Below are 11,615 nucleotides of genomic sequence, written 5' to 3'. Positions count from 1 at the left end.
CCGATGGCCGTCCGTCCCATCCGTGTCTTCGGCGACCCCGTCCTGAAGTCCGTCAGCGCCCCGATCGACGAAATCGACGACGGCGTGCGCGCCCTGGTGCGCGACCTCGTCGACACCGTCGAGCTGCCCGGCCGGGCGGGCGTCGCCGCGCCGCAGATCGGCGTCGGCCTGCGCGCGTTCAGCTACAACATCGACGGCGACATCGGCTACGTGCTGAATCCCGTGCTGGTGGAGGTGTCAGGCGAGCCCGCGGCGATCGGCGAAGGCTGCCTGTCGGTTCCGGGCCTCTGGCACGACGCCGTCCGGTATCCGTGGGCGAAGGTCGTCGGCATGGACCTGGACGGCAACGAAGTGGTGCTCGAGGGCGAAGGGCTCCTGGCCCAGGCCCTGCAGCACGAGACCGATCACCTCGACGGCACCCTGTACCTCGATCGGCTCACGAAGGAGCAGCGTCGCGACGCGATGCGCGAGATCCGCGAGTCCGACTGGTTCTGAGAGACCCGCTGCTACCGCGGAACGAGAAGCCCCAGACCCTGAAGAGAGGGCCCGGGGCTTTCGGCATCCGTCATCCGAAGGCTACGACAGCGAGACGTTCGTCGTGTTGACGGGCACCGTGTAGATCTCTTCGATGTCGGCGGAGAAGTCCTCGAGGATGACATTGCGCTTGATGCTCATCTTCGGGGTGAGGTGGCCGCTGCCCTCCGTCCACTCGGTGGGAAGGATGGTGAACTTGCGGATGGACTCGGCGCGCGACACGTTCTTGTTCGCGATGTCGATCGCCCGCTGCACCTCGGCGCGCACCGCGTCGTGCTTCGCCGCGTCGGCCAGCGACATGTCGCCCGGCAGATTGTTGTTCGACAGCCACGCCGGCAGCATCTCGGGGTCGAGGGTCACGAGCGCCGCGATGAACGGCTTCTGGTCGCCGACCACCACGACCTGCCCGACGATCGGGTTGGCGCGGATCGGGTCCTCGAGGGCCGCGGGCGAGACGTTCTTGCCGCCGGCGGTGACGATGATCTCCTTCTTGCGACCCGTGATCGTGAGGAAGCCCTCGGAGTCGAACGAGCCGAGGTCGCCGGTCTTGAACCAGTCGCCGTCGAACGTGGCCGCGGTGGCCTCGGGGTTCCGCCAATACTCCTTGAACACGTTGATGCCGCGCACCTGGATCTCGCCGTCGTCGGCGAGACGGATGCCGACACCCGGCAGCACCGGACCGACGGTGCCGATCTTGGACTTGGTCGCGAGGTTGACCGTTGCGGGCGCGGTCGTCTCGGTGAGGCCGTAGCCCTCGAGGATCGTGACCCCGAGGCTGTGGAAGAAGTGCCCGAGACGCGGACCCAGGGGCGCCGAGCCCGAGACGGCGTACGCCACCCGCCCGCCCATCGCGGCCCGGAGCTTGCTGTAGACGAGCCGGTCGAACAGCGCGAACTTGATCTTCGTGCCGAAGGGGATCTTCTTGCCCTCCTGCTGGAGCCTCGAGTGCTCGATGGCGGTGTGCGCGGCGGCGCGGAAGATCTTGCCCTTGCCGCCCGCCTCCGCCTTCTGCTCGGCCGAGTTGTAGACCTTCTCGAACACGCGCGGCACGGCCAGCAGGAACGTGGGCTTGAAGGACCCGAGCGCAGGCAGCAGCTGCTTCGTGTCGGGCTGGTGGCCGGTCTTCACCCCGGCGTGGATGGTGAGGATCGAGATGAACCGGGCGAACACGTGCGCGGTCGTGATGAACAGGAGCGTCGACGCGCCAGGCATATCGAGCACCTCGTGCAGCGACTTGGCGGCGTTGCGGGACAGCTCGACGAAGTTGCTGTGCGTCAGCACGCAGCCCTTGGGCCGACCGGTCGAGCCCGAGGTGTAGATGAGCGTGGCGATGTCGGCGCCGTTGGCGATGTTGCGGCGCCGCTCGATCTCGTCGTCGGAGACGTTCGCGCCGTCGGCGACGAGCTTGTCGAGGTCGCCGGCGTGCATCTCCCACACGGAGCGGATCAGCGGGAGCTCTTCGCGCGCCTCGGCGAGCCGTGCGCTGTGGTCGGGCAGCTCGGTGATGACGGCGATCGCACCCGAGTCGGTCAGGTTCCACGCGATCTGCGCGCTCGAGCTGGTCTCGTAGATGGGGACCATGACCGCGCCGGCATAGAACAGCGCGAAGTCGACGAGCGTCCACTCGTAGGTGGTGCGGGCGATGAAGCCCACCTTGTCGCCGGGCTCGATGCCGCCCGCGACGAAGCCCTTGGCCAGCGCGATGACCTGCTTCTGGAAATCGGCGGCGGAGATGTCGCGCCATCCGTCGCCCTCCGGCACCGCGAACAGCGCGAGATCGGGCGTCGCTCTGACGCGCTCGACCAGAAGGTCGGTGATGTTCGCCTGCGGGTCAGCGGGGACGATAGCGGGGACTTCGAATTGGACCACGGCAGCTCCTTCGGTACCGGACGACTGAATCTCGGGTGGATCTCATCCGAGTCTAATCAGGTGTCACATCGGACTCAGCGGGGGATGTGGACAGCACCGCCTGGATAGACTTCAAGGCGCTGTCGCGCGTGCGGCGGACGGAGAGGGAGAACGTGCTCAAGGTCGGCATCGACATCGGCGGAACCAAGATCGCGGGCGGAGTCGTCGACTCCCAAGGCAGCATCGTCGAACAGCTCCGCGTCGACACCCCCACCGACACCGCCGCGCTGGCCCAGGCCGTGGTCGACATGGCCCGCTACTTCCGCGGCGCGCACGACGTCGCCGCCGTGGGCGTGGCGGCTGCCGGCTTCATCGACCGCGACCGCGCTACCGTCATCCACGCCCCCAACATCGCGTGGCACAACGAGCCGCTGAAGGCGACGCTCGAGGACGGCATCGGTCTGCCGGTCACCATCGAGAACGACGCGAACGCCGCGGGGTGGGCCGAGTTCCGCTTCGGCGCCGGCCGCGGCGTCGAGCACATGGTCATGCTCACGATGGGCACCGGCGTGGGCGGCGCGATCGTCCTCGACGGCCAGCTCTTCCGCGGCGGTCACGGCATCGCCGCCGAGCTCGGCCACATCCGCTTCATCCGCGACGGGATCCTGTGCGGCTGCGGCCAGCACGGATGCCTCGAGCAGTATGCGTCGGGCCGCGCTCTGCAGCGCGAGGCCAACGACATCGCCGACGGTGGCGGCATCGGCGCCGCGCTCGCGGCGCACCGCGCCGAGCACGGCAAGATCAGCGGACCCGCTGTGTCGCGCCTGGTGCTCGCCGGCGACGCCGGCGCCGCCGAGGCGCTGCGCCGCGTCGCGACCGCGCTCGGCGAGGCGTGCGGCGGCTTCCAGGCCGTGCTCGATCCGGAGCTCTTCGTCATCGGCGGCGGCGTCGCCCAGCTCGGCGACGCCCTTCTCGAGCCGATGCGCGTCGCCTACGAGAAGTCGCTTCCCGGCTACGGCGACCGGCCGATCGCGAGCTTCAAGATCGCGAAGCTCGTCAACGACGCGGGCCTCATCGGAGCTGCCGACCTCGCGGGGACTCAGGCGTAACGCGATGTTCTACTGGCTGATGAAGTACGTGGTGATCGGACCGATCGTCAAGGCGATCTGGCGCCCGTGGATCGTCGGCCGTCGCAACGTCCCCGCGGAGGGCGCAGCGATCCTCGCGAGCAACCACCTGTCGTTCGTGGACTCGATCTTCCTGCCGCTCATGCTCGACCGGCCGGTCGTCTTCCTCGCGAAGAGCGACTACTTCACCGGCAAAGGTCTCAAAGGGTGGGCGACCCGCATGTTCTTCAAGGGCACGGGGCAGCTGCCGATCGACCGCTCGGGCGGCAAGGCGTCCGAGGCATCCCTGAACACCGGTCTTCAAGTGCTCGGCAGCGGGGACCTGCTCGGCATCTACCCCGAGGGCACGCGCAGCCCCGACGGCAAGCTCTACCGCGGCCGCACCGGAATCGCCCGCATGGCGCTCGAGGCGCATGTGCCGGTCGTACCGGTCGTGATGGTCGACACCGACACGATGATGCCGATCGGCACCAGGATCCCGCGGATCGTGCGGGTCGGCATCGTGGTGGGCGAGCCGATCGACTTCTCGCGCTTCGCGGGCATGGAGGGGGACCGCTACATCCTCCGCTCGATCACCGACGAGATCATGGTCGCGCTGCAGCGGCTGGGTGAGCAGGAGTACGAGGACGTCTACGCATCGACCGTCAAGGACCGGCTCAAGCCGAAGTCCCGCTGAACGCCCGGTGACCGGTCGTCACGCGGCGCCGGCGGCGCTCGCGCCACGGCTAGAATCGTGGGATGCTCCAGCACCTCGACGCACTCGACCATTGGCGGACCCTGCCCATCAAGCAGCAGCCGCAGTGGTATGACGCCGAGGCCGTCGCCGCAGCATCCGCCGAACTGGCCACCCTGCCGCCGCTGGTCTTCGCGGGTGAGGTCGACAACCTCCGCGACCGCCTCGCCCGCGCCGCCTCCGGCAAGGCGTTCCTCCTCCAGGGCGGCGACTGCGCCGAGACCTTCGCCGGCGCCACCGCCGAGCAGATCCGCAACCGCATCAAGACGGTGCTGCAGATGGCGGTGGTCCTCACCTACGGGGCGTCGATGCCCGTCGTCAAGATGGGCCGCATGGCGGGTCAGTTCGCCAAGCCCCGCTCGAGCGACACCGAGACGCGCGGCGACGTGACGCTGCCGGCCTACCGCGGCGACATCGTCAACGGCTACGACTTCACCGAGAACTCGCGCCAGGCCGACCCCAACCGGCTCCTCAAGGGCTACCACACGGCCGCGTCGACCATCAATCTGATCCGCGCGTTCACCACGGGCGGCTTCGCCGACCTCCGCGAGGTGCACTCGTGGAACAAGGGCTTCGCGCAGAACCCCGCGAACCAGCAGTACGAGCGCCTCGCCACCGAGATCGACCGGGCCATCAAGTTCATGGAGGCCGCCGGCGCCGACTTCGACGAGCTGAAGCGCGTCGAGTTCTACACCGGCCACGAGGGCCTGCTCATGGACTACGAGCGGCCGCTCACTCGCATCGACTCGCGCACGAACACGCCGTACAACACGTCGGCGCACTTCCTGTGGATCGGCGAGCGCACGCGCGAGCTCGACGGCGCTCACGTCGACTACTTCTCGAAGATCCGCAACCCGATCGGCGTCAAGCTCGGTCCGACCACGTCGCCCGAGACGGCGCTCGCGCTCATCGACAAGCTCGACCCCCACCGCGAGCCCGGTCGCCTGACGTTCATCACGCGCATGGGCGCCGGCAAGATCCGCGACGCGCTGCCGCCTCTGCTCGAGGCCGTGAAGGACTCCGGCGCAACGCCGCTGTGGGTCACCGACCCGATGCACGGCAACGGCATCACGACGCCCACCGGCTACAAGACGCGTCGCTTCGACGACGTCGTCGACGAGGTGCGCGGCTTCTTCGAGGCGCACCGCTCGGTCGGCACGTTCCCCGGCGGTATCCACGTCGAGCTCACCGGCGACGATGTCACCGAGTGCCTCGGCGGTTCCGAGCAGATCGACGAGGCCACCCTCGCGACCCGCTACGAGTCGCTGTGCGACCCGCGCCTGAACCACATGCAGTCCCTCGAGCTCGCCTTCCTCGTCGCCGAGGAGCTCGAGAAGCGCTGACGCTCCGGGCCTGACACCCAGAAGATCCCGGATGCCTCGACCCGAGGCATCCGGGATCTTCTGCGTTCTGCGTCAGAGGGCAGCGGCGATGCGCAGCGAGATGACGGTGCCCTTGGGCTGCATGTCGCCGGCGTCGGGCTTCTGCGATTCGACCTGCGTGAACGGGTCGGGAAACGCGTCCCAGCGTTCGTCGTAGTCGATGGAGAAGCCGGCGTCGGCGGCGGCCTGGCGCGCCTCGGCGAGCGTCATGCCCTCGAAGTCGGGGACCTCGAACAGCGCGGGACCCGTGGACACGACGAGGGTGACCGTGTCGCCGGGCGCCAGCCAGGTGCCGTCGTCCTTGCCGATGACACGGATCACACGGTCGGCCCTCACCGAGTCGCTGGACTCCGTCTGGCTGGGGTCGGCGACGATGAGCCCGAGACCCTCGAGCGTGCTGCGCGCCTTGCCCTCGCTCTCGCCCGCGACGTTCGGGAGCGGGCCCAGCGACACCTGCAGGCGCGCCGTGTCGCCCTGGTGGACGGTGCAGCCGTCCGTGCAGGCGACGTCCTGCGAGCCGTCCTCCGGCGCGCCCGCGGGGCGGATGATCACTCCGACGACGACGTCGGGGGCGGCGTCCGTGAAGAACTTGGCGCTCTCGTCGGGGACGGACACCGACTGGGCCTGGAGCGCTGCGCGCGCGTCGTTCTCAGGCATGCCCGAGAACGACGCGAACGTCGCCTCCTGCGGACCGAGCGATACGTAGACGTTCACGTCAGCGCCCTTGTCGACCGGGGTGCCGCCGCCGGGATCGGTGCGGATCACCTGACCCGCCGCGACATCGAGGCTGTACTCGCCCTGCTGCACGGCGACGAGCGAGTCCTGCTGAAGGCGTGCGGACGCCTCATCGAACGTCATGCCGGTGACGTCGGCGACCGCGACCATCGACCCGGGACCGGAGCCGAACCACCAGCCGAGGCCGCCCGCGAGCGCCGCGAGCACGAGCACGAGCACGACGAGCCAGGCGCCGCGGGAGCGTCGGCGCTGCGTCGCGCGGCGCAGGCGCCCGGCGTTGTCGACCTCGGCCATCGTGGCGACGGGTCCGGTCGTCGTGCTGGGCAGCACCGCGGTGAGTTCGCCGGTCGCGGCGACGTCGTCGCGCACGATGCCGATGGGGCCGGTGCGGGCCACGACGGGGGAGATGCCGAGCTCGCGCTCGATGTCACGCAGGCGCTGCAGCATCTCGCGCGCGTCGACGGGCCGCTCATCGGGCGACTTCTCGGTCGCCCACAGCACGAGCTCGTCGAGGGGCTCGGGAACGCCGGGGTTCTTCACACTCGGCCGGGGCACCGACTCCGTGGCGTGCTGGAACGCGATCTGCATGGGCTGCTCGCCCTTGTAGGGCTGCTCGCCGGTGAGCATCTCGTACAGCATGATGCCGATGGCGTATATGTCGCTGCGGGCGTCGGCGGTGCCGCGCGTGACGAGCTCGGGGGCGAGGTACGCGATGGTTCCGAGCAGCTGCGCGCCCGACGCGGTGTTCGCAGTGGTCGCCCGGGCCAGACCGAAGTCGCCGATCTTGATGCGGCCGTCCTCGGCGAGCAGCACGTTCTCGGGCTTGACGTCACGGTGCACGATGCCGGCCTTGTGCGCGGCGGCCAGCCCCGACAGCACGGCGTCGAGGATCGAGATCGCCTGCGGCACCGTCAGGCGGCGCTGCTCTCGCAGCAGCTCGCGCAGCGTGATGCCGGGGAGGTACTCCATGACGAGGTACGCCATGTCGCCGTCCTGGCCCTGATCGAACACGTTGACCACGTGCGGATCGGCGAGGCGGGCGGCCGCGCGGGCCTCCTGTATGAACCGGCTCTGGAAGACCGTGTCATCGCTGAGATGCGAGTGCATGACCTTCAGCGCGACCCGTCGCTCGAGGCGCAGATCGGTCGCCACGTACACGGTGGCCATGCCGCCGCGGGCGATGCGAGCACGCACCCGGTACCGGCCGTCGACGAGACGGCCGATCAGCGGGTCCGTCTGCTGACTCGTGCTCACCCTCAGAGTCTACGGATCGGTGCCTGCGAGCCGGCGGAACGGCTCACCCGCCGAGATCGCAATGTGACGTCAGCCGAGCGCCGCGAGCCAGGAGTAGGCCGAGGCCTCCCACCTGGCGTACGCGTCGGGGTAGGCCGAGATCTGCACCGCCTGGGCCGCCTGCGTGAACGTCAGGTTCTCCCAGCCGGGGATGTCGAGCAGCCCGCGCGTGCGAGAGCCGTTGGGGTCGCCGGCGCCGCCGAAGAAGGCCCGCGTCGCGCGCGCGGCATCCTGCACCTCCGCGGCGGTGCCCCAGCCGTAGCTCGGGCGCTGCTGGAACAGGCCCAGCGAGTCGCGGTCGCCCCACGTCACGTTGCGCAGCGACGATTCCTGCATCGCCGTGCCGAGGGCGATGGCGATGGCGCGGTCCGAGACGCCGAGCTCTCGCCCGATGCGAACGATCAGCTGAGCGTTCGAGACCTGTTCCGCCGTGAGCCCCGGGATCGACGTCGCCGAACTCGGGATCTTGATGGTCTGCCCGGGGTAGATGATGGAGGACCAGCCCAGCCCGTTCGCCGAGAGCACCGCGTTCGTCGTGACGCCGTACCGCTTCGCGATCGAGCTGATGGTGTCTCCCGCCGCGATCGTGTGCGAACCGCCCGCCGAGGCGTGGGGCGCGGGTGCAGGAGCGGGCGCCGGCGCAGGTGCCGGAGCGGGAACGGATGCGGCGGGCGTTGCCGCACCGGGGATCTTGATGGTCTGCCCGGGGTAGATGATGGATGACCAGCCCAGCCCGTTCGCCGAGAGCACCGCGTTCGTCGTCGTGCCATGGCGCTTGGCGATCGCACTGATCGTGTCGCCGCGCTGGACGGTGTACGAGCCGGCGGCGGGCGCCGGCGCAGGCGCGGCGGGCGCCGGCGCGGCGGCGGCCGCGCTGAGCTTGAGCACCTGGCCGGGGTAGATCGTCGACGACCAGCCGAGACCGTTGAGGGCCAGCACGTCGGCGGTGCGCAGGCCGAATCTCGCCGCGATGCGGCTGACGGTGTCGCCACGCTGCACTGTGTACGTCGGGGGTGCGGTCTGGGCCGTCACCCGGACCGCGGGCAGCGCGGTGACGCGGGGGACGTCCGCGGCCGCTACGCCGAGCGTGCGCGGCACGCTCAGGGGTGCAGCATCCGTCGTCGCCGCGTGCGCGGGCACCGCCGACAGCGACAGCGCGATGGACCCCGCGACGGCCACCGGGACGCCGGCCAGGATCGCTCGCGACGGCGGGGCGCCGTGGTCGACACCACTCTTCGTATTGCGGACTTGTCGCACGAGTTTCCCCCCTCAGTCGACTTCGAGAACCGTGTCACGGATGTTTATCGGTGTCAACTGGTGTTATCAAGAGAGGTTTGTGTGATCTATGAGGCCAAAGTGCAGTGGGCCGATGCCCGATCCGATCTGAGATAGTTGCTTTCGTGACCCCTGACGCCGCTTCGCGCTTCGAGACCGACTGGCTCACTCTGCCCGACCTGGTGGAGGTGCTCGGCGAACCGCTCGGCCGCGTGCGGCGGCTGCTCGACGAGTACTACCTCGTCGGGTCCAAGCGCGACGGCGTGCTCAAGGTGCCGTCCGTCTTCGTCGTCGACGGGCATCCGCTGTCGTCGCTGCGGGGCACCGTGTTCGTGCTGCACGACGCCGGCTTCTCGGACGACGAGGCGATCGACTGGCTGCTGACACCCGAGGACACGATCGGGATCGCGCCGATCGAGGCGCTCCTCGCCGGTCGCAAGAGCGAGGTCCGCCGGGTCGCCCGCACCCTCGCCTGACCCTTCGACGAGGCGACGAGATCGGCGCTCAGGTCGTGCGGACGGTCGCGGCGCGCGCGAGGTCGCGCAGCTCGCCCACGGCCGCATGGCCGAGGCGTGCCCCCGAGAGTGCGCGATCGGCTTCGCGCGCGTAGTCGGCGATGAGTCGTTCGACGCGGTCGAGCGCACCGGTGTCGACGATCGTCTGCTGGAGCGACGCGATCTGGGATGCATCGAGGCCGGGGTCGCCGATGAGTTCATCGATGATCCGGCGGGCGGTGGGCGCGAGCGCCTCCCGGGCGTAGGCGATCAGCACCGTGCGCTTGCCCTCGCGCAGGTCGTCGCCGGACGGCTTGCCGGTGGCGGCCTCATCGCCGAACACTCCGAGCACGTCGTCGCGCAGCTGGAACGCCATGCCGAGCGGGTGGCCGAACGCGGCCAGCGCCGCCGCCTGCGCAGCATCCGCTCCCGCCAGCGCCGCGCCGATCGCGAGCGGCTGCTGCACGCTGTACCGCGCGGATTTGAACGAGGCCACGCGCAGAGCCCGCTCCGCGTGCCGGTCGTCGGGCTCGCCGGCGAACGCGGACTCCTCGGCGATATCGAGGAACTGCCCGAGCGTGACCTCGCGGCGCATCAGCCCGTACTGGCTCCGCGCTGCTGCCGCGCGCTCGGGAGAGGTCTCGGCGAGCCCCTCCTCGAGGAGGTCGTCGCTCCACGCCACCAGCAGGTCGCCGAGCAGGATCGCGCTCGAGCGGCCGAAGGCGTCGGCGTCGCCGAGCCAGCCCGAGCCGCGATGACCGGCCTCGAGGGCCCGGTGCGCCGACGGGCGGCCGCGGCGCGTGTCGGAGTTGTCGATGAGGTCGTCGTGCACGAGGGCTGCCGCGTGGAACACCTCGAGGGCGGCGGCGGCCGCGATCACGGGGGAGGGTGCGGCGCCGGCGGGGCCCGAGGCTTCCTCCACTGCCCTCCACCCTGAGATGCAGAAGCGTCCGCGAAGGCGTTTTCCGCCGGTGACGGCATCCGCTCCCGCGTCCAGGAAGCGGGCGGCCTCGGGGCCGGCGTCGGCCACACTCTGACGTTGAGCCGAGACGAACATGTCCACTCGCTGGGAAATGGCTTCGATCGGCGAGACGGAGGCGGACACGGGCCTAGCCTAGTGAGGAACGGCACGCGTACAATCGAGCCACCGAAGTACAGAGGGGGAAGCATGCCACTCTCCGAACAGGAGCAGCGCCTGCTGGACGAGATGGAACGCCATCTCATGCGCAACGACGCGGATGTCGTCAGCGCGCCCCGCGACGGACGCACTCTGAGCTATCGCAACATCGTCTACGGCACGATCCTCGTGCTGCTCGGGCTCGGCGGGCTCATCGTCGGGGTCTCACAGCAGTTGATCGTCGTCGGCGTCATCGGGTTCGTCGTGATGCTGGGCGGGGTGCTCCTCGCCGTCACGCCCGGTCGTGGCCCGGGCAAGGTGAGAGTCGAATCCGATCGACCCGCCAAACCCCAGAACAGCTCTTCGTTCATGGACCGCATGAACGACCGCTGGGACAAGAGGCAAGGGGAGCGCTGAGCGTCCCCGCCGCCTGAACCGGCACGAGAAGCACCGACCTTCGGGTCGGTGCTTTTTTGTTGCCCGAACACGCGCCCTTGCATCCCTTCGGGCGGGAGACGGGAGCGTCGGATCACGAATCGGTAGCAAAGTGGAGGAGAGTGGAGTAAAGTGGCGCACAACCCGGGGGGCCGGACGAAGGGGGTGTGATGTACCGATGCTTTTGGGCACGCACACACCCAAGCTCGACGACAAAGGGCGCGTCATCCTCCCGGCGAAGTTCCGCGACGACCTTGGTGGGGGTGTCGTCGTGACGCGCGGACAGGACCGCTGCCTGTACGTGTTCAGCGAGAAGGAGTTCGAGCGGGTGCACGACCGCATCCGTGAGGCGCCGCTCGCGAACAAGCAGGCGCGCGATTTCCTGCGCATGTTCCTCTCCGGCGCGAGCGCCGAGAAGCCCGACAGCCAGAACCGCATCACGATCCCCCCTCCGCTGCGCGCATACGCCGGCCTGGAGCGCGACCTCGTCGTCACCGGCGTAGGCGCTCACGCCGAGATCTGGGACGCCACGGCGTGGAACACCTACGCCGAGGCCAACGAAGAGAGCTACGCCGAGCTGGAGCAGGAGGTGATTCCGGGGCTGTTCTGACCCCTCGGCCGTGACTCCCAGCTGCTCGTGCC

General features: G+C 69.6%; 11 protein-coding genes. 7 read left to right on the top strand and 4 right to left on the bottom strand.

The genetic code is table 11. The annotated features are described in order from the left end of the window. Positions 1-3 precede the first annotated feature (3 nt). Positions 4-495: a peptide deformylase gene (def, locus tag JNB61_RS03695; RefSeq protein WP_220338751.1), complete on the top strand. Its 492-nt coding sequence runs from the start codon at positions 4-6 to the stop codon at positions 493-495. 81 nt (positions 496-576) lie between these two features. Here def and JNB61_RS03690 read toward each other — a convergent pair whose 3' ends face one another. Continuing rightward, on the bottom strand, positions 577-2,403 hold the full coding sequence (locus JNB61_RS03690; protein WP_220338750.1) for an AMP-dependent synthetase/ligase: 1,827 nt from the start codon (positions 2,401-2,403) through the stop codon (positions 577-579). Positions 2,404-2,555: 152 nt separating this feature from the next. Between JNB61_RS03690 and JNB61_RS03685 the strand changes: the two genes are divergently transcribed. The 3 genes from JNB61_RS03685 to JNB61_RS03675 all read left to right on the top strand — a co-directional run bounded on the left by JNB61_RS03685 (position 2,556) and on the right by JNB61_RS03675 (position 5,585). Continuing rightward, positions 2,556-3,491 (top strand): ROK family glucokinase, encoded by a 936-nt coding sequence (locus JNB61_RS03685; RefSeq protein WP_220289412.1) that lies wholly within the window; start codon positions 2,556-2,558, stop codon positions 3,489-3,491. 4 nt (positions 3,492-3,495) lie between these two features. Further along, entirely contained in the window at positions 3,496-4,185 is a 690-nt protein-coding gene (locus JNB61_RS03680; RefSeq protein WP_159844674.1) for a lysophospholipid acyltransferase family protein, read from the top strand. A gap of 62 nt (positions 4,186-4,247) precedes the next feature. Beyond that, positions 4,248-5,585: a class II 3-deoxy-7-phosphoheptulonate synthase gene (locus JNB61_RS03675; RefSeq protein ID WP_220338749.1), complete on the top strand. Its 1,338-nt coding sequence runs from the start codon at positions 4,248-4,250 to the stop codon at positions 5,583-5,585. A 72-nt stretch (positions 5,586-5,657) separates the two neighbouring features. Here the strand turns inward: JNB61_RS03675 and pknB are convergent, their stop codons facing one another. Together pknB and JNB61_RS03665 are read right to left on the bottom strand one after the other, a co-directional pair. Beyond that, positions 5,658-7,613 (bottom strand): Stk1 family PASTA domain-containing Ser/Thr kinase, encoded by a 1,956-nt coding sequence (gene pknB, locus JNB61_RS03670; protein ID WP_220338748.1) that lies wholly within the window; start codon positions 7,611-7,613, stop codon positions 5,658-5,660. 69 nt (positions 7,614-7,682) lie between these two features. Continuing rightward, on the bottom strand, positions 7,683-8,846 hold the full coding sequence (locus JNB61_RS03665) for a LysM peptidoglycan-binding domain-containing protein (protein WP_220338839.1): 1,164 nt from the start codon (positions 8,844-8,846) through the stop codon (positions 7,683-7,685). A 206-nt stretch (positions 8,847-9,052) separates the two neighbouring features. Here JNB61_RS03665 and JNB61_RS03660 point away from each other — a divergent pair, with 206 nt between their 5' ends. Next, entirely contained in the window at positions 9,053-9,403 is a 351-nt protein-coding gene (locus tag JNB61_RS03660; RefSeq protein ID WP_159844662.1) for an Rv2175c family DNA-binding protein, read from the top strand. Positions 9,404-9,431: 28 nt separating this feature from the next. Here the strand turns inward: JNB61_RS03660 and JNB61_RS03655 are convergent, their stop codons facing one another. Next, positions 9,432-10,526, bottom strand: a complete 1,095-nt coding sequence (locus JNB61_RS03655) for a polyprenyl synthetase family protein (RefSeq protein ID WP_308289176.1) — start codon at positions 10,524-10,526, stop codon at positions 9,432-9,434. A gap of 63 nt (positions 10,527-10,589) precedes the next feature. On the opposite strand from JNB61_RS03655, the gene JNB61_RS03650 reads away from it, so the two are divergent. Continuing rightward, positions 10,590-10,955: a DUF3040 domain-containing protein gene (locus tag JNB61_RS03650; protein WP_220289321.1), complete on the top strand. Its 366-nt coding sequence runs from the start codon at positions 10,590-10,592 to the stop codon at positions 10,953-10,955. Positions 10,956-11,151: 196 nt separating this feature from the next. Beyond that, positions 11,152-11,583, top strand: a complete 432-nt coding sequence (mraZ, locus tag JNB61_RS03645) for a division/cell wall cluster transcriptional repressor MraZ (protein WP_056367092.1) — start codon at positions 11,152-11,154, stop codon at positions 11,581-11,583. Positions 11,584-11,615 lie beyond the last annotated feature (32 nt).

Origin of the sequence: Microbacterium ureisolvens (genome assembly GCF_019511645.1) — a bacterium.
GTDB classification, from domain to species: Bacteria; Actinomycetota; Actinomycetes; order Actinomycetales; family Microbacteriaceae; genus Microbacterium; species Microbacterium ureisolvens_A.
The sequence above is the reverse complement of the archived record's forward strand: the minus strand, read 5'-3'. Positions and strand labels throughout refer to the sequence as shown.

Coding starts and splice junctions, on each gene's coding strand:
- def (WP_220338751.1), top strand. CDS start 4: ATGGCCGTCCGTCCCATCCGTGTCTTCGGCGACCCCGTCCTGAAGTCC.
- JNB61_RS03680 (WP_159844674.1), top strand. CDS start 3,496: ATGTTCTACTGGCTGATGAAGTACGTGGTGATCGGACCGATCGTCAAG.
- JNB61_RS03675 (WP_220338749.1), top strand. CDS start 4,248: ATGCTCCAGCACCTCGACGCACTCGACCATTGGCGGACCCTGCCCATC.
- JNB61_RS03650 (WP_220289321.1), top strand. CDS start 10,590: ATGCCACTCTCCGAACAGGAGCAGCGCCTGCTGGACGAGATGGAACGC.
- mraZ (WP_056367092.1), top strand. CDS start 11,152: ATGCTTTTGGGCACGCACACACCCAAGCTCGACGACAAAGGGCGCGTC.